Source organism: Streptomyces sp. NPDC057854 (genome assembly GCF_042797055.1).
GTDB lineage: Bacteria > Actinomycetota > Actinomycetes > Streptomycetales > Streptomycetaceae > Streptomyces.
Window position 1 is genome coordinate 45,869 of sequence record NZ_JBHVMF010000032.1, and the last position, 26,513, is coordinate 72,381.

Annotated in this window: 28 protein-coding genes; 18 read left to right on the forward strand and 10 right to left on the reverse strand. The window is 73.2% G+C overall.

All coding sequences use genetic code 11. The annotated features are described in order from the left end of the window. Positions 1 to 48 precede the first annotated feature (48 nt). From tsaB to ACFVQZ_RS33130, 8 genes are all read left to right on the forward strand, one after another. Entirely contained in the window at positions 49 to 708 is a 660-nt protein-coding gene (gene tsaB, locus ACFVQZ_RS33095) for a tRNA (adenosine(37)-N6)-threonylcarbamoyltransferase complex dimerization subunit type 1 TsaB (protein WP_383628493.1), read from the forward strand. 38 nt (positions 709 to 746) lie between these two features. Next, positions 747 to 1,208, forward strand: coding sequence for a ribosomal protein S18-alanine N-acetyltransferase (gene rimI / locus ACFVQZ_RS33100; RefSeq protein ID WP_030494286.1), 462 nt, complete (start codon positions 747 to 749; stop codon positions 1,206 to 1,208). Next, positions 1,208 to 2,311: a tRNA (adenosine(37)-N6)-threonylcarbamoyltransferase complex transferase subunit TsaD gene (tsaD, locus tag ACFVQZ_RS33105; RefSeq protein WP_383628495.1), complete on the forward strand. Its 1,104-nt coding sequence runs from the start codon at positions 1,208 to 1,210 to the stop codon at positions 2,309 to 2,311. The genes rimI and tsaD overlap by 1 nt, the downstream gene beginning before the upstream one ends. Continuing rightward, entirely contained in the window at positions 2,308 to 2,562 is a 255-nt protein-coding gene (locus tag ACFVQZ_RS33110; protein ID WP_030494288.1) for a hypothetical protein, read from the forward strand. The genes tsaD and ACFVQZ_RS33110 overlap by 4 nt, the downstream gene beginning before the upstream one ends. A gap of 56 nt (positions 2,563 to 2,618) precedes the next feature. Beyond that, positions 2,619 to 3,461: a polysaccharide deacetylase family protein gene (locus tag ACFVQZ_RS33115; protein ID WP_030494289.1), complete on the forward strand. Its 843-nt coding sequence runs from the start codon at positions 2,619 to 2,621 to the stop codon at positions 3,459 to 3,461. Between the two features lie 104 nt (positions 3,462 to 3,565). Then, positions 3,566 to 3,931, forward strand: coding sequence for a YciI family protein (locus ACFVQZ_RS33120; RefSeq protein WP_319010182.1), 366 nt, complete (start codon positions 3,566 to 3,568; stop codon positions 3,929 to 3,931). Positions 3,932 to 3,991: 60 nt separating this feature from the next. After that, complete coding sequence (locus tag ACFVQZ_RS33125; RefSeq protein WP_383628515.1) at positions 3,992 to 5,227, forward strand: RNA polymerase sigma factor; 1,236 nt, start codon at positions 3,992 to 3,994, stop codon at positions 5,225 to 5,227. A gap of 10 nt (positions 5,228 to 5,237) precedes the next feature. Next, complete coding sequence (locus tag ACFVQZ_RS33130) at positions 5,238 to 5,894, forward strand: hypothetical protein (protein WP_030494292.1); 657 nt, start codon at positions 5,238 to 5,240, stop codon at positions 5,892 to 5,894. Here ACFVQZ_RS33130 and ACFVQZ_RS33135 read toward each other — a convergent pair. Continuing rightward, complete coding sequence (locus ACFVQZ_RS33135; protein ID WP_383628498.1) at positions 5,839 to 7,014, reverse strand: methyltransferase domain-containing protein; 1,176 nt, start codon at positions 7,012 to 7,014, stop codon at positions 5,839 to 5,841. The two genes, ACFVQZ_RS33130 and ACFVQZ_RS33135, sit on opposite strands and share 56 nt — an antisense overlap. A 137-nt stretch (positions 7,015 to 7,151) precedes the next feature. On the opposite strand from ACFVQZ_RS33135, the gene ACFVQZ_RS33140 reads away from it, so the two are divergent. From ACFVQZ_RS33140 to groL, 4 genes are all read left to right on the forward strand, one after another. Further along, the gene (locus tag ACFVQZ_RS33140; protein ID WP_383628517.1) at positions 7,152 to 8,075 is read left to right on the forward strand and encodes a polysaccharide deacetylase family protein; all 924 of its coding nucleotides are present in this window, start codon (positions 7,152 to 7,154) and stop codon (positions 8,073 to 8,075) included. Continuing rightward, positions 8,072 to 8,260 (forward strand): hypothetical protein, encoded by a 189-nt coding sequence (locus tag ACFVQZ_RS33145; RefSeq protein WP_030494295.1) that lies wholly within the window; start codon positions 8,072 to 8,074, stop codon positions 8,258 to 8,260. The genes ACFVQZ_RS33140 and ACFVQZ_RS33145 overlap by 4 nt, the downstream gene beginning before the upstream one ends. A gap of 177 nt (positions 8,261 to 8,437) precedes the next feature. Continuing rightward, a complete protein-coding gene (groES, locus tag ACFVQZ_RS33150) occupies positions 8,438 to 8,746 on the forward strand; it encodes a co-chaperone GroES (RefSeq protein ID WP_004955293.1) in 309 nt (102 codons plus the stop codon). 107 nt (positions 8,747 to 8,853) lie between these two features. Then, a complete protein-coding gene (gene groL, locus ACFVQZ_RS33155) occupies positions 8,854 to 10,482 on the forward strand; it encodes a chaperonin GroEL (protein ID WP_030494296.1) in 1,629 nt (542 codons plus the stop codon). Positions 10,483 to 10,546: 64 nt separating this feature from the next. Here groL and ACFVQZ_RS33160 read toward each other — a convergent pair whose 3' ends face one another. The 6 genes from ACFVQZ_RS33160 to ACFVQZ_RS33185 form a co-directional block, all read right to left on the reverse strand. Beyond that, positions 10,547 to 11,245 carry an ester cyclase gene (locus ACFVQZ_RS33160; protein ID WP_383628501.1) on the reverse strand — a complete coding sequence of 233 codons (699 nt, stop codon included), beginning with the start codon at positions 11,243 to 11,245 and terminating at the stop codon, positions 10,547 to 10,549. 53 nt (positions 11,246 to 11,298) lie between these two features. Then, positions 11,299 to 12,318 carry a hydroxyacid dehydrogenase gene (locus ACFVQZ_RS33165; RefSeq protein WP_383628503.1) on the reverse strand — a complete coding sequence of 340 codons (1,020 nt, stop codon included), beginning with the start codon at positions 12,316 to 12,318 and terminating at the stop codon, positions 11,299 to 11,301. 17 nt (positions 12,319 to 12,335) lie between these two features. After that, complete coding sequence (locus tag ACFVQZ_RS33170; protein WP_383628505.1) at positions 12,336 to 13,184, reverse strand: carbohydrate ABC transporter permease; 849 nt, start codon at positions 13,182 to 13,184, stop codon at positions 12,336 to 12,338. Next, on the reverse strand, positions 13,181 to 14,071 hold the full coding sequence (locus tag ACFVQZ_RS33175; RefSeq protein WP_030494300.1) for a carbohydrate ABC transporter permease: 891 nt from the start codon (positions 14,069 to 14,071) through the stop codon (positions 13,181 to 13,183). The genes ACFVQZ_RS33170 and ACFVQZ_RS33175 overlap by 4 nt, the downstream gene beginning before the upstream one ends. A 4-nt stretch (positions 14,072 to 14,075) precedes the next feature. Further along, positions 14,076 to 15,392 (reverse strand): ABC transporter substrate-binding protein, encoded by a 1,317-nt coding sequence (locus ACFVQZ_RS33180; protein WP_383628507.1) that lies wholly within the window; start codon positions 15,390 to 15,392, stop codon positions 14,076 to 14,078. 108 nt (positions 15,393 to 15,500) lie between these two features. Continuing rightward, entirely contained in the window at positions 15,501 to 16,604 is a 1,104-nt protein-coding gene (locus tag ACFVQZ_RS33185; RefSeq protein ID WP_030494302.1) for a DeoR/GlpR family transcriptional regulator, read from the reverse strand. A 255-nt stretch (positions 16,605 to 16,859) separates the two neighbouring features. Here ACFVQZ_RS33185 and ACFVQZ_RS33190 point away from each other — a divergent pair, with 255 nt between their 5' ends. After that, complete coding sequence (locus tag ACFVQZ_RS33190; RefSeq protein ID WP_030494303.1) at positions 16,860 to 18,689, forward strand: DUF2264 domain-containing protein; 1,830 nt, start codon at positions 16,860 to 16,862, stop codon at positions 18,687 to 18,689. A 38-nt stretch (positions 18,690 to 18,727) separates the two neighbouring features. Here the strand turns inward: ACFVQZ_RS33190 and ACFVQZ_RS33195 are convergent, their stop codons facing one another. Together ACFVQZ_RS33195 and ACFVQZ_RS33200 are read right to left on the reverse strand one after the other, a co-directional pair. Then, positions 18,728 to 19,501, reverse strand: a complete 774-nt coding sequence (locus ACFVQZ_RS33195) for an SDR family NAD(P)-dependent oxidoreductase (protein ID WP_030494304.1) — start codon at positions 19,499 to 19,501, stop codon at positions 18,728 to 18,730. Between the two features lie 81 nt (positions 19,502 to 19,582). Further along, a complete protein-coding gene (locus tag ACFVQZ_RS33200) occupies positions 19,583 to 20,272 on the reverse strand; it encodes an MOSC domain-containing protein (RefSeq protein ID WP_383628510.1) in 690 nt (229 codons plus the stop codon). A 90-nt stretch (positions 20,273 to 20,362) separates the two neighbouring features. Between ACFVQZ_RS33200 and ACFVQZ_RS33205 the strand changes: the two genes are divergently transcribed. After that, positions 20,363 to 21,262, forward strand: coding sequence for a LysR family transcriptional regulator (locus ACFVQZ_RS33205; protein WP_030494306.1), 900 nt, complete (start codon positions 20,363 to 20,365; stop codon positions 21,260 to 21,262). A 114-nt stretch (positions 21,263 to 21,376) separates the two neighbouring features. Here ACFVQZ_RS33205 and ACFVQZ_RS33210 read toward each other — a convergent pair whose 3' ends face one another. Continuing rightward, positions 21,377 to 21,709, reverse strand: coding sequence for a WhiB family transcriptional regulator (locus ACFVQZ_RS33210; protein WP_030494307.1), 333 nt, complete (start codon positions 21,707 to 21,709; stop codon positions 21,377 to 21,379). A gap of 437 nt (positions 21,710 to 22,146) precedes the next feature. On the opposite strand from ACFVQZ_RS33210, the gene ACFVQZ_RS33215 reads away from it, so the two are divergent. From ACFVQZ_RS33215 to ACFVQZ_RS33230, 4 genes are all read left to right on the forward strand, one after another. Continuing rightward, positions 22,147 to 22,758 carry a response regulator transcription factor gene (locus tag ACFVQZ_RS33215; RefSeq protein ID WP_003948568.1) on the forward strand — a complete coding sequence of 204 codons (612 nt, stop codon included), beginning with the start codon at positions 22,147 to 22,149 and terminating at the stop codon, positions 22,756 to 22,758. Between the two features lie 230 nt (positions 22,759 to 22,988). Continuing rightward, positions 22,989 to 23,591, forward strand: a complete 603-nt coding sequence (locus ACFVQZ_RS33220) for a sigma-70 family RNA polymerase sigma factor (RefSeq protein ID WP_030494308.1) — start codon at positions 22,989 to 22,991, stop codon at positions 23,589 to 23,591. 140 nt (positions 23,592 to 23,731) lie between these two features. Then, the gene (gene guaB, locus ACFVQZ_RS33225) at positions 23,732 to 25,234 is read left to right on the forward strand and encodes an IMP dehydrogenase (RefSeq protein ID WP_030494309.1); all 1,503 of its coding nucleotides are present in this window, start codon (positions 23,732 to 23,734) and stop codon (positions 25,232 to 25,234) included. A 107-nt stretch (positions 25,235 to 25,341) separates the two neighbouring features. Next, positions 25,342 to 26,466: a GuaB3 family IMP dehydrogenase-related protein gene (locus ACFVQZ_RS33230; RefSeq protein WP_030494310.1), complete on the forward strand. Its 1,125-nt coding sequence runs from the start codon at positions 25,342 to 25,344 to the stop codon at positions 26,464 to 26,466. The last annotated feature ends 47 nt before the right edge of the window (positions 26,467 to 26,513 follow it).

Below are 26,513 nucleotides of genomic sequence, written 5' to 3' on the forward strand. Positions count from 1 at the left end.
GACGGCCGCGCGCCGCATCGCCCGCTCGTGGCGCCGTAGGCTGTTCGCGTGCTGTTGCTCGCCATGGATACCGCCACCCCCGCCGTCACCGTCGCCCTCCACGACGGCACGGACGTCGTCGCCGAGTCGACCGGAGTCGACGCCCGCCGCCACGGGGAGCTGCTGCTGCCCGCCGTCGACCGGGTCCTCAAGGAGGCCGGGACCGCTCTCGACGCGGTCACCGGGATCGTCGTCGGCGTCGGCCCCGGCCCGTACACCGGCCTCCGGGTCGGCCTCGTCACCGCCACGACCTTCGCGTCCGCCCTCGGCGGGGTGCCCGTGCACGGCCTGTGCACCCTCGACGGCCTCGCCTACGCCTCCGGCATCGAGGGACCCTTCGCGGTGGCGACCGACGCCCGCCGCAAGGAGGTCTACTGGGCGCGCTACGCCGACGCCCGCACCCGCGTCACCGACGCCTCCGTCGACCGGCCCGTCGACATCGCCGCCGAGCTCGCCGGCCTTCCCGTCGTCGGCGCGGGCGCGCTGCTCTACCCGGACGCCTTCCCCGACGCCCGCGGCCCCGAGCACCAGTCCGCCGCCGCGCTCGCCGCCCTCGCGGCCGAGCGGATCGCGGCCGGCGGCGACGGCTTCCTCGACCCGCTGCCGATGTACCTGCGGCGACCCGACGCGCAGGTGCCGAAGAACTACAAGGTGGTCACCCCCCAGTGAGCGGGGCAGCGGTGACCGGCGGTGCCGTCCTGCGCGAGATGCGCTGGTGGGACCTGCCGGAGGTGCTCGCCCTGGAGGCCGACCTCTTCCCCGAGGACGCCTGGTCGGAGGGGATGTTCTGGTCCGAGCTGGCGCACGCGCGCGGCCCCGCCGCCACCCGGCGGTACGTCGTCGCCGAGACCCCGGACGGGAAGCTGGCCGGGTACGCGGGGCTGGCGGCGGCCGGCGGCCTCGGCGACGTGCAGACCATCGCCGTCGCCCGCGAGCAGTGGGGCACCGGGCTCGGCGCCCGGCTCCTCACCGACCTCCTCCAGCACGCCACCGCCTTCGAGTGCGACGAGGTCCTGCTCGAAGTGCGGGTGGACAACACCCGGGCTCAGAAGCTGTACGAGCGCTTCGGCTTCGAGCCCATCGGCTTCCGGCGCGCCTACTACCAGCCGGGCAATGTCGACGCGCTCGTGATGCGACTGATCGTTCAAGGAACTGGGACCGATATCTGATGGCTGCTGACGAACCCCTCGTGCTCGGCATCGAGACCTCCTGCGACGAGACCGGCGTCGGCATCGTGCACGGCACCACCCTGCTCGCCGACGCCGTGGCCTCCAGCGTGGACACCCACGCCCGCTACGGCGGCGTCGTGCCCGAGATCGCCTCCCGGGCCCACCTGGAGGCCATGGTCCCGACGATCGAGCGGGCCCTGAAGACCGCCGGCGTCTCCCCGAAGGACCTCGACGGCATCGCCGTCACCGCCGGTCCCGGTCTCGCGGGCGCCCTGCTCGTCGGCGTCTCCGCCGCCAAGGCGTACGCCTACGCCCTCGGCAAGCCGCTCTACGGCGTCAACCACCTGGCCTCGCACATCTGCGTCGACCAGCTGGAGCACGGCCGGCTGCCCGAGCCGACGATGGCGCTGCTGGTCTCCGGCGGGCACTCCTCGCTGCTGCTCTCCACCGACATCACCTCCGACGTGCGGCCGATGGGCGCCACCATCGACGACGCCGCCGGAGAGGCGTTCGACAAGATCGCCCGCGTCCTCGACCTGGGCTTCCCCGGCGGTCCGGTCATCGACCGGCTCGCCAGGGAGGGCGACCCGGCCGCCATCGCGTTCCCGCGCGGCCTGAGCGGTGCCAAGGACCCCGCGTACGACTTCTCCTTCTCCGGCCTGAAGACCGCGGTGGCCCGCTGGATCGAGGCGAAGAAGGCGGCCGGCGAGGAGGTGCCGGTCCGCGACGTGGCCGCGTCCTTCCAGGAGGCCGTCGTCGACGTGCTCACCCGCAAGGCCGTCCGGGCCTGCAAGGACGAGGGCGTCGACCACCTGATGATCGGCGGCGGCGTCGCCGCGAACTCGCGGCTGCGGGCGCTCGCCGAGGAGCGCTGCGCGCGCGCGGGCATCCGGCTCCGGGTGCCCCGGCCGGGCCTGTGCACCGACAACGGCGCCATGGTCGCCGCGCTCGGCTCCGAGATGGTCGCCCGCGGCCGGGCCGCCTCCGACCTGGAGCTGTCGGCGGACTCGTCCCTGCCGGTGACCGACCCGCACGTCCCCGGGGCGCACGCCCACGACCACGACCACGTGCACGAGATCAGCAAGGAGAACCTGTACTCGTGAGGGTCGCGCTGATGTGGGAGGCCCGGGCCGTCCAGGGCCGCGGCGCCGAGCTCCTGGAGTGGGCCCGGGCCTCGGTCCTGGCCCGTGAGCCGCTGCGCCGGGAGCACCTCCGGGCCCCGCAGGACCGGGTCCTCGTGCTCACCTGGTGGGAGGCGGACGCCCTCGACGCGGAGCTGCCCGAGCTGCCCGAACCGGATGCCGAGCTGATCACCCGTCCGGTGCACCGCTGGCGCTTCGAATCGGTCGAATAGGCGAACCGTCCCGCTTTCGGGGCAACCTTTCGGCGCGAACGGGCATCCCACAGCCCGTGAAGAAGCAGATCGCGGTGTGGGCGGCGCTGACCGCGGTGACCCTCCTCATGACGGGCTGTACGGCCGAGACCCCGCCGCCGGCGGTCGCGCAGACCCCGGCGGCGCCGGCGACGACCGCCGCCGCTCCGGAACCGGCGCCCGCCCCGGAGGCCGCCCGGGCCGCCGCGTACCGCGCCTGGGGCCTGAAGCCGCTCGCCGCGCCGCCCGCCCCGCCCGCCGTCAAGCCGGTGCGGCGGACGCCCGGCGGCCCGGTGCCCGTCATCAGCGACGTCCCGACCACCGACAAGGTCGTCTTCCTCACCATCGACGACGGCGCCGAGAAGGACCCCGAGTTCACCCGCATGATGGACGAGCTCGGCGTCCCCTTCACGATGTTCCTCACCGACTCCGCGATCCGCGGCGACTACGCGTACTTCGCGCCGCTCGTCGCCCAGGGCCACGGCCTCGCCAACCACACCCTCACCCACCCGAACCTGCGCACCCTCTCCCCGGAGGCCCAGCGCCGCGAGATCTGCGGGCAGCAGGAGAAGCTGAAGCAGCGGTACGGCACCGCCCCGCGCCTCTTCCGCCCGCCCTACGGCAACTGGAACGAGGCCACCCGCGCCGCCGCCGGCGCCTGCGGCATCGACGCGATCGTCCTGTGGCGCGAGTCCATGCAGATCAAGAACATGCAGTACCAGCGCGGCGACCGGAAGCTGCACCCCGGCGACATCGTCCTCGCCCACTTCCGCGGCCCCGCCGAACTCAAGGGCCGCACGATGACCGAGATGACGGCGACCATGCTCCGCAGGATCCAGGAACAGGGCTTCACGGTGGCCCGCCTGGAGGACTACGTCTGAGAACGTCCGAGAAAAATCCGGCGCGGTGTCGATGCGGGCCCGGCCCGTTCGACGTACGAGTGGAAGGCGGGGAACGGCCCCGCCACCGCACCCCAGGAGTCACCATGCCCCGCTTCCTCTCCCTCGTCCGCATCGAGGAGAACACCATCGACATGGAGAGCGCCGACCCCGGCTTCGAGGAGCGGATGGGCGCCCTCTTCGAGGAGATCACCAAGGCCGGCGCCATGGTGGACACCGCCGGGCTGAAGCCGACCGCCGAGGCCACCCGGATCACCTGGTCGGACGGGAAGCTGTCCTTCACCGACGGCCCCTTCACCGAGACCAAGGAGGTCGTCGGCGGCTACGCGATGCTCCAGTGCAAGGACATGGCCGAGGCCGTCGAGTGGGGCAAGCGGTTCCTCGCCGTCCACCCGCCGCACTGGAAGGTCGGCCTGGAGGTCCGCGAGGTCGAGGAGATGCCCGAGGGCTGACCCGCGCCGTGCTGTCATAGGGGCGTGACGGTGGAGAGCACGCTGGAGACGGTCTTCCGGATGGAGTCGGCGCGGATCATCGCCACGGTGACGCGGATCGTCCGGGACGTCGGCATCGCCGAGGAGATCGCCCAGGACGCCCTCGTCGCCGCCCTGGAGCAGTGGCCCGAGGCGGGCGTCCCGGACCGGCCGGGCGCCTGGCTGACGGCCACCGCCAAGCACCGCGCCGTCGACCTCGTGCGGCGCCGCGAGACGTACGCGCGCAAGCTCGCCGAGGTCGGCCGGACGCTCCCGGAGGAGGCGTACGACCCCGAGCCCTCCGGGCCCGGCGACATCGACGACGACGTGCTCCGGCTGGTCTTCACCACCTGCCACCCGGTGCTCTCCGCCGAGGCCCGCGCCGCCCTCACCCTCCGGCTCGTCGGCGGGCTGCGGACGGACGAGATCGCCCGCGCCTTCCTCGTCCCCGAGGCGACCGTCGCGGCCCGGATCACCCGGGCCAAGCGGGCGCTCGCGAAGGCGGGCGTGGAGTTCGAGGTGCCGTACGGGGCGGACCGGGCCGCCCGGCTCGGCTCCGTCCTGGAGGTCGTCTACCTGATCTTCAACGAGGGGTACGCGGCCACCGCCGGCGACGACCTGCTGCGGCCCGCGCTCTGTGAGGACGCGCTCCGGCTCGCCCGCGGCCTCGCCGCCCTGATGCCCGGCGAGAGCGAGGCGCACGGCCTCGCCGCCCTCCTCGAACTCCAGGCGTCCCGCATCCCCGCCCGCACCGGGCCCGGCGGCCGGCCGGTGCTCCTCGCCGAGCAGGACCGGCGGCGCTGGAACCGGCTGCTCGTCCGGCGCGGCTACGCCGCCCTCGCCCGGGCCTGGGAGTCCCCCCGGACGGAGTCCGGGGGAGGGCGCGGCTACGGCCCGTACGCCCTCCAGGCCGCGATCGCCGCCTGCCACGCGCGGGCCGCCTCGTACGAGGAGACCGACTGGGCGGTGATCGCCGGCCTCTACGGGCGGCTCATGGAGCTGGCCCCCTCGCCGGTGGTCGAACTCAACCGGGCCGTGGCCGTCTCGATGGCCGAGGGCCCGGCCGCAGCCCTCCCGCTGGTCGACGCGCTCGCCGCCGAACCGGCCCTGGCCCGCTACCACCTGCTGCCGAGCGTCCGCGGCGACCTGCTCGCCCGGCTGGGGCGGGACGCGGAGGCGCGGGCGGAGTTCGCGCGGGCCGCGGAACTGACCCGGAACGAGCGGGAACGGGCGCTGCTGCGGGCCCGAGCCCGGCATGATCCGGAAGAGACGGCCTAGGGTGCTGGGCATGTCGTCGCGCATACCGCTGCCCCCGCCGCCCCCGCCCGCCGAACTCCGCAGCTGGCCCGACCGGGACGCGCTGCTCGCCGACCGGGCGATGGCCCTGGAGGAGTTGACGCGGCGTCTGCTCGGGGGCGGGCGGTTCGGGCTGTTCGCGGGCGCGGTCCTGGTGCTCCAGGTGGGCTGGGGCATGACCGGCATGCTGCTCGTCGAGCTGGGCCACGGGTCGGCCTTCGACCCGATCGCGTTCTTCGTCGGGCTGTTCGCCGCCCTCCTGGGCCTCGGCGTGATGGTGCCGGGCGTGTGGCTCGTGGTGCGCGGGGTGCGCCGGGACCGGGTGGCGGGCGAGCGGCTGCTGCTGTGGGCGGCCCTGGACCGGCACGGGCCGACGGACGCGCGGCTGCGCAGGCCGGTGCTGAGCGCCTGCTGGATGGTGGTCTCCAGCCTGCTGTGCGGGCTCGGGCTGTGGCTGGGCTTCGCCGTGCCCGCCGCGGCGAGCCCGTCGGAGGGCTACGGCCTCGTCGCGTACGGCATGGGCGTCGCCCTGATCTTCTGGATCAACGGCCTGATCGGGCTCTTCAAGGCCGTCGGGCACTTCCGGACGGCGCTCAGGCTCGCGCCGGCCGGCCGATCAGCATCGTCGGGGCGCCCGCGACACGTGTGAGCAGCACCGTCGCCGCGTTCGGGCCCTTGGGCCGCACCTTGCGGCGGATCTCCTCGGGCTCGACGGCCGAGCCGCGCTTCTTCACCGTCAGGTTGCCCACCTCCCGCTCGCGCAGCAGGGCCTTCAGCTTCTTGAGGTTGAAGGGGAGTTCGTCGGTGATCTCGTAGGCGGAGGCGTACGGGGTGGGGACCAGGGCGTCGGCGGTGACGTAGGCGATCGTCGCGTCGATCAGGCCGCCGTCCAGCTCCTCGGCGACCTCGGCGACCAGGTGGGCGCGGATGACGGCGCCGTCCGGCTCGTACAGGTAGCGGCCGACCGGGCGGACCGGCGGGTCGGGCAGGCCGCGGCCGGTGAGGCTCGCGCCGGAGGGCAGCAGGGTGGCGCGGCGCGCGCCCGGCTCCGTACCGAACCAGAGCACGGCCTCCTTCACGTCGCCGCCGTCCGAGATCCACTCGGCCTCGGCCTCGTCCGGGACGGTCTCGTGGGGGATGCCGGGCGCGATCTTCAGGGCCGCGTGCGGGGCCTTCCGGGCGGCGTCCATGGCCCAGGAGAGCGGCGGCGAGTAGGCCTCGGGGTCGAAGATCCGGCCACGGCCGCCGCGCCGTGCCGGGTCGACGAAGACGGCGTCGTACGGGCGGGTGTCGATCTCGGTGACGTCGGCGCAGCGGACCTCGATGAGGCCGTCGAGGCCGAGCGCGGCGGCGTTGGCGCGGGCGACCTCGGCGGTGAGCGGGTCGCGGTCGACGGCGAGGACGGAGATGCCGGCGCGGGCGAGCGCGAGCGCGTCGCCGCCGACGCCGGAGCAGAGGTCGGCGACCGAGCCGACGCCGAGGGCCTTGAGGCGGGCCGCGCGGTAGGTGCCGACGGTCGCGCGGGTGGACTGCTCGACGCCGTTCGGCGTGAAGTACATGCGGTACGCGTCCTCGGCGCCGAACTTCGCCACCGCGCGCTGCCGCAGCCGGGCCTGCCCGAGGGCCGCCGAGACCAGCTCGGCGGGGTGGTCGCGGCGCAGCCGGGAGGCGACGGCCAGCTCCTGGGCGGGGTCGTAGTCGCGCAGGGCGGCGAGGAGGGTCTGGCCCTCGGGGGCGAGCAGCGCGGTGAAGGCGGCGAGGTCGGTCACCGTCCCATTCTCCCCGGGGGCGCGGTGTGGGCCGGGCGGGGGACGGTGGGGCCGGTACGGCGGTGTCGCGGCCGGGCGGGCGGGTCGCGCTGACAGGATGCGGCGCCATACGGCCCGTACGACAAAAGGAACAAATGATGATTAAGGGTGGCTCGCGCCGCGTCCTGGGGGCCGCGCTCCTCGTCGCCGCGCTCACCTCCACCGCCGCCTGCTCCGGCGGCCCCGACGGCCCCGCCGCCGGCTCCGGCGGCGCCCCCGCCCCCGCCGCCGGACAGCAGGCCCCGGCGAAGACCGCCGCCCAGGTCGCCCGGGAGAAGAAGGCCGCGCTGGCGAAGCGGCAGGCCGCCCGGGCCGCCGCCGCCAGGAAGTGGGGCCTCAAGCTGACGCCGCTGGAGGCGCCCGCCCCGCCGAGGACGAAGCCGAGGATCACCACCCGGAAGGGCTTCGAGACCGACGGCGAGGGCCTGCCGCCCGTCTTCACCACCGTCCCCACCAAGGAGAAGGTCGTCTTCCTGACGATCGACGACGGCGCCGAGAAGGACCCCGAGCTCATCCGGATGATGGCCGAACTGGACATCCCGTACAGCGCGTTCCTCAGCGACTACGTGGTCAGCGACGACTACGCCTACTTCGCGAAGATGCAGAAGTCGCAGCCCCGCGGCGTCGCCCTCCACAACCACACCCTCAACCACAAGTACCTGCCCGCCCTCTCCTACGCCCGCCAGAAGCGCGAGATCTGCGGCATGCAGGACGTCATCGAGAAGCGGTACGGCAAGCGGCCCGAGCTGTTCCGCCCGCCCTACGGCAACTACAACGAGGACACCCTGCGCGCCGCGAAGGCGTGCGGCGTCAAGGCCGTCCCGCTGTGGGCCTCCGAGGCGTTCCCCGACCACATGGAGTGGCGCGAGTGGGACCGCGACCTCCACCCCGGCGACATCGTCCTCACCCACTTCCGCGGCGAGGAGGACTGGAAGGGCAGCATGCCGGACATGATCCGCAGGGCGATGAACGTGATCACGGCGAAGGGGTACGCGGTCGCCCGGCTGGAGGACTACGTATGAGCGGGCCCGGAGGACCGCGTACGACCCCGCTCCGCGCGCTGGTCGCCGCCGCGCTCCTCGTCGCCCTCACCGGCTGCGCCTCCGCCGTCGACCCGCTGGAACGGCTCGGCCGGAAGGCGGTCGAGCGGGTCGGCGAGCGGGGTCCCGCCGGGGACGCCGTCCGCGCGGACGCCGCCACGGAGTGAGGAATTGGCACTCCGCTTGACCGAGTGCTAATCGCGGTCATAGTCTCGGCTCTGGCACTCCCCACCGGAGAGTGCCAGGACAGCGACGGGCAGGTCCGGCACCCGCGACGACGGATCCGGCTGGTCGCGGCCCCAGACAGTTAACCCCGCGAGATCTCCGAAGGGGGAGGTCGGATCGTGACGACCGCCAGCTCCAAGGTTGCCATCAAGCCGCTTGAGGACCGCATCGTGGTCCAGCCGCTCGACGCCGAGCAGACCACGGCCTCCGGCCTGGTCATCCCGGACACCGCGAAGGAGAAGCCCCAGGAGGGCGCCGTCCTCGCCGTGGGCCCGGGCCGCTTCGAGAACGGCGAGCGCCTGCCGCTCGACGTCAAGGTCGGCGACGTCGTGCTCTACAGCAAGTACGGCGGCACCGAGGTGAAGTACAACGGCGACGAGTACCTCGTCCTCTCGGCCCGCGACGTGCTCGCGATCATCGAGAAGTAAGAGACGACGTATCTGCTTCGCACCGCGCCCCTGACCCCTTGATCCCATGGGCGTCCAGGGGCGCGGTTCTTTCTCCACACGATTTCCGAGAGGGCTGAATCGCTCCCATGGCGAAGATCCTGAAGTTCGACGAGGACGCCCGTCGCGCCCTTGAGCGCGGCGTCAACAAGCTGGCCGACACGGTGAAGGTGACGATCGGCCCCAAGGGCCGCAACGTCGTCATCGACAAGAAGTTCGGCGCCCCCACCATCACCAACGACGGTGTCACGATCGCCCGCGAGGTCGAGATCGAGGACCCGTACGAGAACCTCGGCGCCCAGCTCGTCAAGGAGGTGGCGACCAAGACCAACGACATCGCGGGTGACGGCACCACCACCGCCACCGTGCTCGCCCAGGCGCTCGTCCGCGAGGGTCTGCGCAACGTCGCCGCCGGCGCCTCCCCGGCCGCCCTGAAGAAGGGCATCGACGCCGCCGTCAAGGCCGTCTCCGAGGAGCTGCTCGCCACCGCGCGCCCGATCGACGACAAGTCGGACATCGCCGCCGTCGCCGCCCTCTCCGCCCAGGACCAGCAGGTCGGCGAGCTCATCGCCGAGGCCATGGACAAGGTCGGCAAGGACGGTGTCATCACCGTCGAGGAGTCCAACACCTTCGGCCTGGAGCTGGAGTTCACCGAGGGCATGGCCTTCGACAAGGGCTACCTCTCCCCGTACATGGTGTCCGACCAGGAGCGTATGGAGGCCGTCCTCGACGACCCGTACATCCTGATCAACCAGGGCAAGATCTCCTCCATCCAGGACCTGCTGCCGCTCCTGGAGAAGGTCATCCAGGCCGGTGCCTCCAAGCCGCTGCTGATCATCGCCGAGGACGTCGAGGGCGAGGCCCTCTCCACCCTCGTCGTCAACAAGATCCGCGGCACGTTCAACGCCGTGGCCGTCAAGGCCCCCGGCTTCGGTGACCGCCGCAAGGCGATGCTCCAGGACATGGCCACCCTCACCGGTGCCACCGTCATCGCCGAGGAGGTCGGCCTCAAGCTCGACCAGGCCGGTCTGGACGTGCTGGGCACCGCCCGCCGCGTGACCGTCACCAAGGACGACACCACGATCGTCGACGGCGGCGGCAAGGCCGAGGACGTCGCGGGCCGCGTCGCCCAGATCAAGGCCGAGATCGAGGCCACGGACTCCGACTGGGACCGCGAGAAGCTCCAGGAGCGCCTCGCGAAGCTGGCCGGCGGCGTGTGCGTCATCAAGGTCGGCGCCGCCACCGAGGTGGAGCTGAAGGAGAAGAAGCACCGTCTGGAGGACGCCATCTCCGCGACCCGCGCCGCGGTCGAGGAGGGCATCGTCTCCGGTGGTGGCTCCGCGCTCGTCCACGCCGTGAAGGTCCTGGACGACAACCTCGGCAAGACCGGCGACGAGGCCACGGGTGTCGCCGTGGTCCGCCGCGCCGCCGTCGAGCCGCTGCGCTGGATCGCCGAGAACGCCGGCCTGGAGGGCTACGTCATCACCTCCAAGGTCGCCGAGCTCGACAAGGGCCAGGGCTTCAACGCCGCCACCGGCGAGTACGGCGACCTGGTCAAGGCCGGCGTCATCGACCCGGTCAAGGTCACCCGCTCCGCCCTGGAGAACGCCGCCTCCATCGCCTCCCTGCTCCTCACCACCGAGACCCTCGTGGTGGAGAAGAAGGAGGAGGAGCCGGCGGACCACGGCCACGGCCACGGTCACGGCCACTCCCACTGACGTCCTGACGTCCTGAGGCCCGGTGCCCCCGTCGCGGGGGCACCGGGCCTCGTCGTCCGCCGCCTCAGACCTCGACCGCGCCGAGCTGGCCCATCAGGCCGAGCTGGTCGTACTGCCACCAGCCCTCGGTGATCTTCCCGTCGTCGCCGAAGCGGTGGATGGTGGTGCCGGTCATGGTCACCTCCATGCCGGTCGGCTGGAGGCCCCGGAAGTCGCCGACGTGGGTGCCGCGCCAGGACCACCGGGTGCACACCCGGTCGCCGTCGGCGATCTGGTCCTCGACGGTGAACACGAAGTCGAAGCCCGCGCGCCACTCCTCCACCTCGCGCCGGACCGCGTCCATCCCGATCACGTCCTGCGGGTTCGCCGGATCGTGGTCGTGGTAGCCCTCGGCGAGCAGGACGTCGAGCAGCGCCACGTCCGTGCTGTCCGCGATCCGCTCGAACAGCTGCCGCGCGTTCGCCTTGTACAGGGCCTCGTCCCGGATCACGTCCAGGTCGGTGAAGACCGGCATCTCGTCGCAGAGGGCGACCATCTCGTGGAAGATCCGGTCGGTCTCCGGCAGCTGCGAGTTGCGCATGGCCACGTCGTACGAGGGGAACTCGACGATCTCCACGACGTGCGTGGCGTCGGACCGGTCGGTCCCGACGATGCTGTGGGTGGCGGTCCGTTTCCCCCGGGTCTGCTCGACCCACCGGTCCATGAGCCGGTTGAGCTCGTCGACCTGGCTCGTCCTGCAATCGATGATCTGCACGAAGGTCATGGCCGCCTCCGACCGGGCGAAGCCGCGGATGGACCCTTCCAGTCTAGGCCGGTCTAGGCCGAGCGGCCGAGGTCGGCGGCCCGGACCTCCTCGGCGAAGGGCTCGCCGCGGGTGTAGCGGGCGATCTCGTCCAGGGCCTGGTCGGCCATCCGGTGCAGCTCGTTGCCGAGCGAGCCGGCGATGTGCGGGGTGAGCAGCACGTTGGGCAGGCGGTAGAGGGGGGAGTCGGCGGGCGGGACCTCCGGGTCGGTCACGTCGAGGACCGCGTGGAGGCGGCCCGCGACGAGGTGGGGCAGGAGGGCGTCCTCGTCGACCAGGGAGCCGCGGGAGGTGTTGACCAGGGTGGCGCCGTCGGGCAGGGCGGCGAGCTGGCGGGCCCCGATCATGCGGTACGTGGACGGGAGCTGGGGCGCGTGCACGGAGACCACCGAGCTGCGGGCGCACAGCTCGTCCAGGCCGGCCAGGGTGGCGCCGGGCGGCGGGTCCGTCAGGTACGGGTCGTACAGCAGCACCTCCAGGTCGAAGGGGCGGAGCAGTTCGACGACCCGGCGGCCGATGCGGGAGGCGCCGACGACGCCGACCGTGCGGCGGTAGTTGCCCCAGGCGGCGGACTCGGCGAGCCAGGCGTGGCCGGTGCGCAGTTCGGCGTACCGCTGGGCCGAGCGCAGCACGCCCTTCCCGGCGAAGAGGATCGCGGCGAGGGTGTACTCGGCGACCGGCAGCGCGTTGGCGGCGGCGGCGCTGGTGACCCGCAGGCCGCGCTCCCAGCAGGCGTCGGTGACGTGGTGCTTGACCGAACCGGCGGCGTGCACCACGGCCTGGAGGCGGGGCGCGCGGGCCAGTACCTCGGGGGTGAGCGGGGTGGCGCCCCAGCAGGTGAGGAGGAGTTCGGCCTCGGCGAGGGCGGCGGCGGCGCGCGGGCCGGGGTCGGCGAGGTCGTGGGCGACCAGGTCCGGGTCGGTGCGGGTGAGTTCGGCGAGGCGGGCGCGGTGGGCGCCGGTGAGGAGCCGGCCGGCGACGCCGGGGCCCATCGCGAGGAGGAGGGCGGGGCGGTGGTCGGTGGTGGGGCGCATGGCGGGGCGGGTGCTCCTCACTTGACGCTGCCGGCGGTCAGTCCGGCCTTCCAGTGGCGCTGGAGCGAGACGAAGGCGACGACGAGGGGGACGACGGCGAGCAGCGAACCGGTGACGACGAGGGGGTAGTAGTCGGGTTCGGCGTGGGCGTTGCTGTTCCACGCGTAGAGGCCGAGGCTCAGCGGGAAGAGCTTCTGGTCCGAGAGCATCACCAGGGGCAGGAAGAAGTTGTTCCAGACGGCCGTGAACTGGAAGAGGAAGACGGTCACGAAGCCCGGCATGACCGTGCGCAGCCCGATCGACCAGAAGACCCGCATCTCGCCGGCGCCGTCGATCCGGGCGGCCTCCAGGGCCTCGTCGGGCACGTACGCGGCGCAGAGCACCCGGGAGAGGTAGACCCCGAAGGGGTTGACGAGGACCGGCAGGAGGACGGCGGCGTAGGTGTTGACGATGCCGATCTCGCTGGCGAGCAGGTACATCGGCAGGGCGAGCGCGGTGGTGGGGACGAGGACGCCGAGGAGGACGAGGCCGAAGAGCTTCTCCTTGCCGCGGAAGTCGTAGACGTGGAAGGCGTATCCGGCGGCGACGCTGATCAGCGCGCAGGCGGCGGCGCCGACTCCGGCGTAGAGCAGGCTGTTGAGGTACCAGCGGAAGTAGAGGCCGTCGTGGTAGTCGGCGAGCCGGGCGAGGTTGCCGCCGAGGTCGAAGCCCTCGAAGGAGAAGGCGTTCCCGGCGAGGAGGCCTCCGGCGTCCTTGGTGGCGGCGGTGACCAGCCAGACCAGCGGGAAGAGCATGTAGCAGGTGGCGAGGAGGAGCACGCCGTTGACGGCGGTCTTCGACAGCCAGCGGGAGCGGGGGGTGCTCATGCGGTCTTCTCCTTCCGGTCCCGGGTGAGGCGGGTGACGGCGAAGGAGAGCAGCGCGGCCGTGAGGGCGAGCAGGATCGAGGCGGCGGCGGCCAGTCCGTAGTCGTTGCGGTCGAAGGCGGCGGAGTACGCGTACATGTTCGGCGTCCAGGTGGAGGTGACGGCGGAGCCCGTGCCCCTGCTGAGGATCAGCGGTTCGGTGAAGAGCTGGAGGGAGCCGATGACGGTGAAGAGGCCGACCATCGCCAGGGAGCCGCGCAGCAGCGGGATCTTGACGGAGAAGGCGGTGCGCCAGGCGCCGGCGCCGTCGACGGTGGCGGCTTCGAGGACGGAGCGGTCGATGGCCTGGAGGGCGGCGTAGAAGATGATCAGGTTGTAGCCGAGCCATTCCCACAGGGCGATGTTGACGACGGACGGCAGGGCGCCTTCGGGGGAGAAGAAGTCGAAGCCGATCCCGCCGGCCTCCATCGCCTGGACGACCGGGCTGAGCTGAGGCGTGTAGAGGTAGACCCAGATCAGGGCGGCGATGATGCCGGGGACGGCGTGCGGCAGGAAGAGCGCGAGCTGGAAGAAGCGGCGGGCGCGGGCGAGCGCGGTGTCGAGGAGCAGGGCGAGGCCGAGGGCTCCGGCGAGCAGCAGCGGCAGGTAGAGCAGGCAGTAGCCGAGCAGCACGCCGAAGCCGTCGCGGAAGGCCCGGTCGCCCAGTGCCGCGGCGTAGTTGCCGAGTCCGGTGAAGACGGTCTCGGAGCCGCCGAAGCCGAGTCCCGACTGCTTCTCGGTGAAGAGGCTCAGCCAGACCGCGTAGCCGATCGGCACCACCAGCACCGCGGTGAAGAGCAGGAAGAACGGGGTCAGCAGGAGTGCCGCGGCACGGGTGCGGGCCTTCACGTGCTCAGCCCTCGACCTTCAGGCCGCGCTTGGTGAGTTCGGCGACGGTGGCGTCGTGGCCGGCCTTCACCGCGTCGGCGAGGGTGGGGCCGCCGGGGGCGACGGCGCCGAAGCGGTCCTTGATGGCGGTGTTGGTGGTGCCGGTGGTGGGGCCCCAGGACCACTGGGGGCGGATGGAGGCGCCGGCGGCCTCGAAGAGGGCGTAGATGTCCTGGCCGCCGTAGAAGCTCGCGTCGAACGCCTTCTTGGCGGCGGGGCGCAGCGCGGTGGCGGCGGGGAAGGCGCTGGAGGTGCCGGAGGCGATGCGGGCCTTCACGCCCTCCTCGGTGGTGGCCATCCAGGTGGCGAACGCGACGGCGGCCTTCTTCTTGGTGCTGTTCTTCGGCACGGCGAAGGTGGAGCCGCCGAGCATGCCGGAGGCGGGCTTGCCGTCCCAGGTGGGTATCGGGGCGACGGCCCACTTGCCGGCCTGTTCGGGGAGGGTGCCCTTGAGGACGCCGGCGCCCCAGGAGGCGCCGAGATAGGCGTAGGTGGTGCCGTTCTTGAGGGAGCCGGTCCACTCGGGGCTGAAGGAGGCGTTCTTGTGGACGAGCCCGGCGTCGAGGAGGCCCTGCCAGTAGGCGGTGACCTTGGTGGTGGCGGGGTCGGTGGTGTCGATCTTCCAGGTGTCGTCCTCGGCCTTGAACCACTGGGCGCCGGCCTGCCAGGCCATGGCTTCGAACGTGGTGGGGTCGTCGGGGAAGAAGGTGGCGATGCGGGCCTTCGCGTCGGCCTTCTTCACCTGCTCGGCGGCCTTCCGGAAGGCGTCCCAGGTGGCGGGGACCTCGATCCGGTGCTTCGCGAAGAGGTCCTTGCGGTAGTAGAGGGCCTGCGGGGCGGCGTCGAAGGGGACGGCCCAGTTCTTGCCGCCGAGGGTGGTGAGCTCGACGGCCTGGGGGAGGAGTCCGGCGCGGGCGGAGGCGGGGAAGACGTCGCCGATCTCCTGGAGGGCGCCGGAGGAGACGAACTCGGGGAGCGAGGGGTACTCGACGGAGACGAGGTCGGGGGCGTTGCCGGCCTTCACGGCGTTGGAGATCTTGGCGTAGCCGCCGGCGTTGCCGGAGGGGATCTCCTCGAAGACGACCTTGATGTCGGTGTGGGAGGCGTTGAAGGCGTCGACGACGTCCTTGGAGCCCTTGGCCCAGCCCCAGAAGGTGATCGTGACGGGTCCGCCGGCGGCGGAATCGGCGGTGTCACCGCCTCCGCCGCAGGCCGTGAGGACGGCCAGGGCGGTGGCGGTGCCGGCGATGACGCGGGACGTTCTGCTCCGGATGAGGCTCACGGCACGGCTCCTGATCGGCGGCGCGGACGGGGTTGGCCGTGATCCTGGGACCGTTCCTGAACGAAGTCAAGAGCGAAAGATTGAATGATCGAAAAAACAACAGATCGATCAGGCGAACGGTACGGGGCGGGCCGCCCCGCAGGACGCCCGCACCCGCAGCCGCGGCAGCAGGCTCACGTGCCGGCCCGCCGCCTCCTCGCCGGCGCCCCCGGTCAGCCGCTCCACCAGCAGTTCCGTGGCGTGCCGGCCCACCTCCCGCTTCGGCGGGGCGACCGCCGTCAGCGGGGTGTCGGCCAGCGCGGCGACCTCGTCGTCGTACGCGATGAGGGCCAGGTCCTCCGGGACCCGCACGCCGAGCGGGGCGAGCCGCTGCACGATCTCGATCGCGTCCACGTCGTTGTGGACCAGCGCCGCGCTCGCCCGGCCCGAGCGCACCTCCTCGTACAGCGCCCGCACCGCCCGCTCGAACCCCTCTGGATCCGCGTCGGCCGGTACGGAGTCGATCACCGGCCGCGGCTCCGCCAGGCCCAGCACCGCCAGCGCCTCCGCGTACCCCGCCCGCACCGCGAGCGCCGTCGGCGAGTCGCCGCGCGCCACCAGCAGCGGCGCCGCGTGCCCCAGCCCGACCAGGTGGCGCAGGGCGAGCAGCACTCCGTGCGCGTGGTCCGACGCCACCCGGTCCAGCCCGTCGAGCGCGCTGCCCGGCTCGGCGCGCCGCTCCAGCAGCACCGCCGGCACCGGCAGCCGGGCGAGCCAGTCGCCGTACGCGCGCCGGTCCTCCGGCCCCAGCCAGCCCGGCGCCACCAGGACCCCCTCGGCGCCGGCCGCGAGCAGCCCCTCGGTGCGGGCCCGGTCCTCCTCCGGCCGGTAGTCCGAGATCCGCAGCACCAGCCGCGCGCCCGCCCGGGCCGCGGCCTCGTGCGCGCCCCGGATGACCTCGGCGAAGTAGTACGTGGCGGAGGGCGCGAGCAGGCCGAGCACCAGGCCCTCGCCGGCCCCGGGCCGCGGGTCGCCGGACGCGGCCGGACGGGGCCAGGAGACCTGTCCGTGCACCCGGTCGAGCAGCCCCCGCGAGGCCAGCGCCTCCGCGTCGCGGCGGGCGGTGACGGGGGAGACCCCCAGGAGGCCGGCCAGCTCGGCGACGCGGACCGTGCCGCGCTCGCGGACCAGGTCCAGCAGTCGGGCGTGTCGTTCGGCGGCACTCTCGCGCACGTGCGGTTCCCCCTCGCGGTGGTGGTGGTCCACCGACCTTAGACGACGATGATCGAACGGTGGGAGTTTCGATCATTCGATCCGTATCTCTTGACGCGGCGATCGGCCCCCGCCGAGGATTCCGGCGACCGGCCGAAGCCCGCCGGGTCGCCGACCGCCCCGGCCGAAGCACGCCGCGCCGCCCGCGCCGCCGGCACCGGCGGCACCGGCGGCACCCGCAGCCACCCCACGGACCCACGGACCCCAGGGAGCATCATGCCCACGCCGCCCGAGGACCGTGAGCGGAGCCCGTACACCGGCTGGACCCGCGCCCACTGGGAGGACGCCGCCGACCGGCTGCTCCTCGCCGTCCGCCCGTACGCCTCCCCGCGCGGCGGCCGGATCGACCTCCCCGGCCCCCGCCCCAGCTGGTCCGGCGCCCGCTCCGACGGCCTGGAGGGCTACGCCCGCACCTTCCTGCTCGCCGCCCTCCGCGTCGCCGGCGCCCACGGCGACGACCCGCACGGCCACCTCGACCGGTACGCGGCCGGACTCGCCGCCGGCACCGCCGCCCCCGGCACCGGCGGCGACCCCGACGCCTGGCCCCGCACCGCCGACACCCCCCAGGCGATCGTCGAGGCCGCCTCCGTCGCCCTCGCCCTGCGCCTCACCCGCCCCTGGCTCTGGGACCGCCTCGGCGACCGCGCCCGCGAACGGGTCGCCGACTGGCTGCTGCCCGCCCTCGGCCCGTCCCCCGTGGACAACAACTGGTGGCTCTTCGGCCTCACCGTCGCCGGCTTCCTCCAGGACGTCGGCGTCGCCACCGACCGCGCCGCCGCCACGATCGACCGCTCCCTCGCCCGCGTCGAGGACTGGTACCTCGGCGACGGCTGGTACGGCGACGGCGACAACCGCGCCTTCGACCACTACAACGCCTGGGCCCTGCACTTCTACCCGGTGCTCCACGCCCACCTGGCCGGCGACCGCGCCCTGCTCGCCCGGTACGGGCCCCGGCTCCGCGCCCACCTCGCCGACCACGCGCACCTCTTCGACGCGAACGGCGCCCCCGTCCCGTACGGCCGCTCCCTGATCTACCGCTTCGCCGCCGCCGCGGCCCCCTGGCTCGGCACCCTCACCGGCCACACCCCGCTCACCCCCGGCGCCACCCGCCGCCTCGCCTCCGGCACCCTGCGGTACTTCCTCGACCGCGGCGCCACCGACGCCCGCGGCCTGCTCACCCTCGGCTGGCACGGCCCCCACCCGCCGCTCGTCCAGGCGTACTCCGGCCCCGGCTCCCCGTACTGGGCCGCCAAGGGCTTCCTCGGCCTGCTGCTCCCGCCCGGCCACCCCGCCTGGACCGCCACCGAGGAACCCCTCCCGGCCGAACGCGCCGACACCGTACGCCCCTTCGGCCCCACCGGCCTGCTCGTCCAGACCACCGCCGCCGACGGCCTCGTCCGCCTCCACAACCACGGCAGCAACCACATCGCCGCGGGCGGCCCCGACGGCGACGACCCCGGCTACGCCCGCTTCGCCTACGCCACCCGCACCGGCCCCACCGCCGCCCCCGACCCCGCCGACAACCACTTCGCGCTGCTCCGCCCCGACGGCACCGCCACCCACCGGGGCCCCGCCGAACCGCTGGCCACCGGCCCCGACCGGGCGGTCTCCGCGCACCACCCGCTCCCGGGCGTCCGCGTCGTCTCCGCCGTCCTCGCGCACGGCCGCGCCGAACTCCGCGCCCACCTCGTCCTCGGCGCCCCCGACGGGACCCGCGTGCGGCAGACCGGCTGGACGACCGGCCCGGGCCCGGACGCGCCCGCCGGTCAGCTCCACCCGGTCCACGGCTACGACCCCGGGGCCGCCGTCCTCCCGACCGGCGCCACCCTCCAGGGCCCGGGCCCGACCCGTACCCTCGCGCTGCACGGCACCACCCGGGGGCCCGTCGCGCTCTTCGCCGCCCTCGCCTCGCTCACCGCCGAGCCCGACCCCGCCCCCGCCGCCGCCCTCGCCGAGGTGCGGGTCGCCGACGGGCCGGACCTGCGGGTCACCTGGGCGGACGGGACCACCGCACGGCTCGCGCTGGAGCCGTACGCCGCCCACTGAGGCCCGTACGTGCGGCTACTGAGGGCCCGTACGTGCGGCTACTGAGGCCCGTACTTGCGGCCCGCCTTCGACGACACCCCGCCGAGCAGCGCGCGCGGCGCCAGCTTCACCACGCCCATCAGGGCCTTGTAGCGCGGGTCCGGGATCGACACCGTCCTGCCGCGCGCCAGGTCCGACAGGGCCGCCGCCACCAGCTTGTCCGCGTCCAGCCACATCCAGCCGGGGATGTTGTCCGTCCCCATCCCGGCCCGCTCGTGGAACTCGGTGCGCACGAAGCCGGGGCAGAGCGCCATCAGCCGCACCCCGCTCCCCGCGAGGTCCCGGGCCGCGCCCTGGGTGAACTGCACCACCCACGCCTTCGAGGCCCCGTAGGTGCCGCGCGGCACGAAGGCGGCCACCGACGCCACGTTCACCACCGCGCCCCGCCGACGCTCCCGCATCGCGGCGGCGGCGGCCGAGGTCAGCCGCAGCACCGCCTCGCAGTGCACGGTCAGCATCTTCAGCTCGTCGGCCATCGACACGTCGAGGAACCGGCCCTTGTTGCCGAAGCCCGCGTTGTTCACCAGCAGGTCGACCGGGCGGCGCGGGTCGGAGAGCCGGGCCTCCACCGAGGCGATCCCGTCCTCGGCGGAGAGGTCCGCGGCGAGCACCTCGGCCTCCACCCCGTGCCGGTCGTGCAGCTCGGTGGCCTGCTCCCGAAGGCGCTTCAGGTCCCGCGCCACCAGGACGACGTCGTGCCCGTCGGCCGCCAGCCGGCGCGCGAAGGCGGCGCCGATGCCGGCGGTGGCTCCCGTGATCAGTGCAGTGGTCATACCGGAACCGTAGTGCCCGCGCGGCCACCCCCCGGCCCGCCTCCGTACGGCCGCGGACCCGGGGCCCGTACGGCCGCGGCCTCAGGAGCCGTACTGCTCCACGTGCCGGCGGGCGAGGGCCAGCAGGCCGGACTCCATCCACTCGGCCGCCACCAGCGTCCGCGCCAGCAGCTCCCGCTCGGTCGTCGCCGCCCGGTGCAGCAGGGCGACCGTGACGTCGTGGTCCGGCCGGCGCACCACCGTCACCGGGTCGCCGGCCCGCACCTCGCCCGGCTCGATCACCCGCAGCAGCGCCCCCGGCCCGGCCCCGGCGCGCGTGAACCGCTTCACCCAGCCCTTCGCGTCCACGCCCCGCTCCTCCAGGTGGCCCTGGAAGGTGCGGCAGGGTATCCGGCCGCCGGTGACCTCGACCACCACGGAGCCGCCGATCCGCCAGCGCTCGCCGATCAGCGCCCCGTTCACGTCCAGGCCGCTCGTCGTCAGGTTCTCCCCGAAGGAACCGTTCGCCAACTCCCGGCCCAGCTCCTTCTCCCAGCGGTCCAGGTCCTCGCGGGCGAAGGCGTACACCGCGCGGTCGGCGCCGCCGTGGAAGCGCAGGTCGCACACGGCGTCGCCGGCGACCCCGCTCGCCCCGACGCCGTTGGGGCCCGGCGACTCGATCCGTACGGGCCCCTCGACCGGGCGCTTGTCGATGCCCGTCGTCCCGGAGGGGGCGTCCGTGTAGTCCGCGCGCTTCGCGCGGCCCGCGTTCACACTCAGCAAGGTCGTCATGGGGGCAGCGTAAGCGGGCACGCACCCCCGGGCCTCAAAGATCTGATCGAAGATTCGTGCTCGCATCCAAGCGTCGCTTATGCTCGACCCATGATCGAGGCACGCCACCTCCGCGTCCTGCGGGCCGTCGCCGCCACCGGCTCCTTCTCCGCCGCCGCGCGCGAACTCGGCTGCACCCAGCCCGCCGTCAGCCAGCAGATGAAGGCCCTGGAGACCTCGGCCGGCACCCCGCTGCTGATCCGGACCGGCCGTGAGATGCGCCTCACCCAGGCCGGCGAGGTCCTGGTCCGGCACGCCGCCGGCATCCTCGCCGGACTCACCGCCGCCGAGGAGGAGGTCGCCGCCATCGCGGGCCTGCGGGCCGGCCGGGTGCGCCTCGTCTCCTTCCCCAGCGGCAGCTCCACCCTCGTCCCCACCGCCCTCGCCGCGTTGCGCGCCGCCCACCCCGGCACCCGCGTCTCGCTCGTCGAGGCCGAGCCGCCGCGCTCCGTCGAGATGCTCCGCGAGGGCGACTGCGACATCGCCCTCGCCTTCCGCTACGGCTCGGGCCACACGGCCGGCGAATGGGACGACCTCGTGGTGCGCCCGCTGCTCACCGACCGGCTCGTCGGCCTGGTCCCCGAGGCGCACCCGCTCGCCGGCGCCGGCTCGGTCGGCATCGCCGAGCTGGCCGGGGACTCCTGGATCGCGGGCTGCCCCCGCTGCCGCCGCCAGCTCGTCGACGTCTGCGAGGAGGCCGGCTTCGCGCCGCGCATCGACTTCGCCACCGACGACTACCCGGCCGTGGTCGGGCTCGTCGGCGCGGGCCTCGGCGTGGCCGTCCTGCCGGAGCTGGCCATCGAGTCCGTACGGCCCAAGGGCGCGCGGACCGTCGCGGTCGAGCCGGCCGTGGAGCGGGAGATCGTGGCGCTGACCCTGCCGGACCTGGCCCAGGTGCCGGCCGTCGCGGCCACCCTGGACGAACTGACCCGCGCGGCCACGCGCGCGTAGCCGCGTCCCGGGCGGCGCGTCGCCACGCGCGCGTGCGCCCGGATCTCAGCCCGGATCTCAGCCCGGATGTCAGGGCCCCGGAAGCGGGGCCTCAGCTCACGAGGAAACGTTCCTTCACGCGTGCCCCACGATCGAGCGTCCGGTCGCCGGCGCCGCGGTGACCAGACGGTTGCGCGCACGTCCCATGAGTTCTTCGCGTTCGTCCTCGGTGAGGCCGCCCCAGACGCCGTAGGGCTCCCGCACGGCGAGTGCGTGGGCCGCGCACTCCGCGCGGACCGGGCACCGCATGCAGACCTCTTTCGCCGAGTTCTCACGCGCACTCCGTGCCGCGCCGCGCTCTCCCTCGGGGTGGAAGAACAGGGAGCTGTCGACGCCGCGGCAGGCCGCGAGCAGTTGCCAGTCCCACAGATCGGCGTTGGGTCCGGGAAGGCGGGAGAAATCTGCCATTGCGCTAGTCCCCTTGAAACCGTGTCGAAACGGGTGGGTGGGTGGGCGGTGAGTGGCTTTCGGCCCGGGGTTCCTCGTGCCCCGCTCGGTGCGGATCACTCCGCCTACTGTCGAAGTAGATGTAAATATGACTCATTGCGAATCTAGCCACAGACACCGCGAAAAGGGAAGAAAACCCGCTAAATGGGGCATAGCTTCTGCTGTGTGGACGCACGACCTGCGACGCTCTTCTCCGTGCACGGCCGCTCACAAGGAGTGCCGAAGGTCCCGTCCGACCCGTAACTCTTTCGAGTGACCATCGTTGAGAGTGCGAGGCGGTTGAATGAACAAGCGATCGGGCAGGTGTCCGGGAGCGTCAACCGCACAGGTGACGATACGTACCAGCCCTGGAGGCTCAAGGTGACGCGCATCAGCTGCGAGAGCCGCGGAGGTCAGTCATGACGTCCGTCCTCGTCTGCGACGACTCCCCGCTTGCCCGAGAGGCGCTTCGCCGCGCGGTCGCGACCGTGCCCGGCGTGGAGCGCGTGACCACCGCGGCCAACGGCGAGGAAGTCCTCCGCCGCTGGGGCGCGGACCGCTCGGACCTCATCCTGATGGACGTGCGCATGCCCGGCCTCGGCGGTGTGGAAACCGTCCGCCGGCTGCTCTCCGCCGACCCCGGCGCCCGGATCATCATGCTCACCGTCGCCGAGGACCTCGACGGCGTCGCGCTCGCGGTCGCCGCCGGTGCCCGTGGCTATCTGCACAAGGACGCCTCGCGCGCCGAGCTGCGGGCCACCGTCACCCAGGCGCTCGCCGACCCGACCTGGCGGCTCGCCCCGCGCCGGCTCCGCTCGGCCGAGATGGGCGCCGCGCCCACCCTCACCGCGCGCGAGATCCAGGTCCTCGAAGGCATGAGCCACGGCCGGTCCAACGCGGAGATCGGGCGCGAGCTCTTCCTCTCCGAGGACACCGTCAAGACCCACGCCCGGCGCCTCTTCAAGAAGCTCGGCGCCTCCGACCGGGCGCACGCCGTCGCGCTCGGATTCCGCTGGGGCCTGGTCCGCTGAAGCCGCGGACACCGGCCTCTCCCCGTCCGCCGGGCGGCGGACGGGGCGGGCCTGTGTCGATTCCCCGCCCGATGCCGCATCCTTGAGGTGTGGAGTTCCTCGGGGACGAGTCGATCGAGCGGAAGGGGAGGGCGCCAGAGATGAATCCCGGCGCACCTGCTCATAACGCTTCGGGGCACAACTACGGACGCGGTGCCGCGGACGGACAGGCGTCAAGGCACCATGGAGCGATGCGCGACGACGAGACCATGGGTTCCCCCATGCCTGCCGGGCAGGGGGAGATCGGTGCGCTCGTCCACCGCGCCGTCGAAGGGGACGCCCAGGCCACCCACGACCTGCTCGCGCGGGTCCACCCCCTCGCGCTGCGCTACTGCCGCACCCGGCTCAGCCGGCTCCCCGGTGACGCCCGCCACTTCGTCGAGGACCTCGCGCAGGAGGTCTGCGTCGCCGTCCTCATGGCCCTGCCCCGCTACCGCGACACCGGCCGCCCCTTCGAGGCGTTCGTCTTCGCCATCGCCGGTCACAAGGTCGCCGACCTCCAGCGCGCCGCCATGCGGCACCCCGGCTCCACCGCCGTCCCCTCCGACGAGATGCCCGAGCGGCCCGACGACTCCCTCGGCCCCGAGGAGCGCGCCCTCCTCAGCGACGACGCCGAATGGGCCAAGAAGCTCCTCGCCAACCTCCCCGAGAACCAGCGCGAACTCCTCGTCCTGAGGGTCGCCGTCGGGCTGACCGCCGAGGAGACCGGCCAGATGCTCGGCATGTCCCCCGGCGCCGTCCGCGTCGCCCAGCACCGCGCCCTCAGCCGGCTGCGCGCCCTCGCCGAGCAGTAAGCAGCACCGGCCCCGGTCATCCCTTTCGTCCACGTACGAAGGTCCAAAGCTCGCGGCTGATCTTGCTCGTGGAATGAGACACCGCTCGGGCCCGTTAGCATGGACATCCCGCACCGATCAAGGCCATTTGGGAAGGTGTCATGACTGCCAACGTCGACGGAGTGCCCGAAAAATTCGCGACACTCGGGCTGACCTACGACGACGTGCTGCTGCTGCCGGGAGCCTCCGAGGTCCTCCCCAACGCGGTCGACACCTCGTCCCGCATCTCTCGCAACGTCCGGGTCAACATCCCGCTGCTCTCTGCGGCGATGGACAAGGTGACCGAGTCCCGCATGGCGATCGCCATGGCCCGTCTGGGCGGCGTCGGCGTCCTCCACCGCAACCTGTCCGTCGAGGACCAGGTCAACCAGGTGGACCTCGTCAAGCGCTCCGAGTCCGGCATGGTGACCGACCCGATCACCGTCCACCCGGAGGCGACCCTCGCCGAGGCCGACGCCCTCTGCGCCAAGTTCCGCATCAGCGGCGTCCCGGTCACCGCCCCGGACGGCAAGCTCCTCGGCATCGTCACCAACCGCGACATGGCCTTCGAGACCGACCGCAGCCGTCAGGTCCGCGAGGTCATGACGCCGATGCCGCTGGTCACCGGCAAGGTCGGCATCTCCGGCGTCGACGCCATGGAGCTGCTGCGCCGCCACAAGATCGAGAAGCTGCCGCTCGTCGACGACGACGGCGTGCTCAAGGGCCTCATCACCGTCAAGGACTTCGTCAAGGCGGAGAAGTACCCCAACGCCGCCAAGGACGCCGAGGGTCGGCTGCTCGTGGGCGCGGCCGTCGGCGCCAGCCCCGAGGCCCTGGAGCGCGCCCAGGCGCTCGCCGCCGTCGGCGTCGACTTCCTCATCGTCGACACCTCGCACGGCCACAACAGCAACGCCCTCAGCTGGATGGCGAAGATCAAGTCCAGCGTGAACGTCGACGTGATCGGCGGCAACGTCGCCACCCGCGACGGCGCCCAGGCGATGATCGACGCCGGTGTCGACGGCATCAAGGTCGGCGTCGGCCCCGGCTCCATCTGCACCACCCGCGTGGTCGCCGGCATCGGCGTCCCGCAGGTCACCGCGATCTACGAGGCGTCCCTCGCGGCCCGCGCCGCCGGCGTCCCGCTGATCGGCGACGGCGGCCTCCAGTACTCCGGCGACATCGGCAAGGCGCTCGCCGCCGGCGCCGACACCGTGATGCTCGGCAGCCTCCTCGCGGGCTGCGAGGAGTCGCCCGGCGAGCTGCTCTTCATCAACGGCAAGCAGTTCAAGTCGTACCGCGGCATGGGCTCGCTCGGCGCCATGCAGTCACGCGGCCAGGGCCGGTCCTACTCGAAGGACCGCTACTTCCAGGCCGACGTCACCTCCGACGACAAGCTCGTGCCCGAGGGCATCGAGGGCCAGGTGCCGTACCGCGGCCCGCTCTCCTCGGTCGTGCACCAGCTCGTCGGCGGCCTGCGCCAGACGATGGGCTACGTGGGCGCCGCCACCATCGAGGAGATGGAGTCGAAGGGCCGCTTCGTGCGGATCACCTCGGCGGGCCTCAAGGAGAGCCACCCGCACGACATCCAGATGACGGTCGAGGCGCCGAACTACAGCAGGAAGTAAGTCCGCGCGCACGGGAGGGGGCGGTTCCGGCATGTGGCCGGAGCCGCCCCCCGCGCGTGTGTCGGGGATACTGGTAGGCGCAGACATAGAGGGAAAGGCCACACATCGTGACTGAGATCGAGATCGGGCGCGGCAAGCGCGGCCGCAGGGCGTACGCGTTCGACGACATCGCCGTCGTACCGAGCCGGCGCACCCGGGACCCGAAGGAGGTCTCGATCGCCTGGCAGATCGACGCCTACCGCTTCGAGCTGCCCTTCCTGGCCGCCCCGATGGACTCGGTCGTCTCCCCGCAGACCGCCATCCGGATCGGCGAGCTCGGTGGCCTGGGCGTCCTGAACCTCGAAGGGCTGTGGACCCGGTACGAGGACCCGCAGCCGCTGCTCGACGAGATCGCCGGGCTCGACGAGGCCCGCGCGACCCGCCGTCTGCAGGAGATCTACGCCGCTCCGATCAAGGAGGAGCTGATCGGGCAGCGCATCAAGGAGGTGCGCGACTCCGGCGTCGTCACCGCCGCCGCGCTCTCCCCGCAGCGCACCGCCCAGTTCTCCAAGGCCGTCGTCGACGCGGGCGTGGACATCTTCGTCATCCGCGGCACCACGGTCTCCGCCGAGCACGTCTCCGGCGCCGCCGAGCCGCTGAACCTGAAGCAGTTCATCTACGAGCTGGACGTCCCGGTGATCGTCGGCGGCTGCGCCACGTACACCGCCGCCCTGCACCTGATGCGGACCGGCGCCGCGGGCGTCCTGGTCGGCTTCGGCGGCGGCGCCGCGCACACCACCCGCAACGTGCTGGGCATCCAGGTCCCGATGGCGACCGCCGTCGCCGACGTGGCCGCGGCCCGCCGTGACTACATGGACGAGTCCGGCGGCCGGTACGTGCACGTGATCGCCGACGGCGGCGTGGGCTGGTCCGGCGACCTGCCGAAGGCGATCGCCTGCGGCGCGGACGCCGTGATGATCGGCTCCCCGCTGGCCCGCGCCACCGACGCGCCGGGCAAGGGCCACCACTGGGGCATGGAGGCCGTCCACGAGGACGTGCCGCGCGGCAAGCTGGTCGACCTGGGCATCGTCGGCACCACCGAGGAGATCCTCACCGGTCCGTCGCACACCCCGGACGGCTCGATGAACTTCTTCGGCGCCCTGCGCCGCGCGATGGCCACCACGGGCTACAGCGAGCTCAAGGAGTTCCAGCGCGTCGAGGTCACCGTCGCGGACGCGCAGCACAAGCGCTGACCCACGGGCAGGTACGCGCGAGGGCCCCGCACCGACCGGTGCGGGGC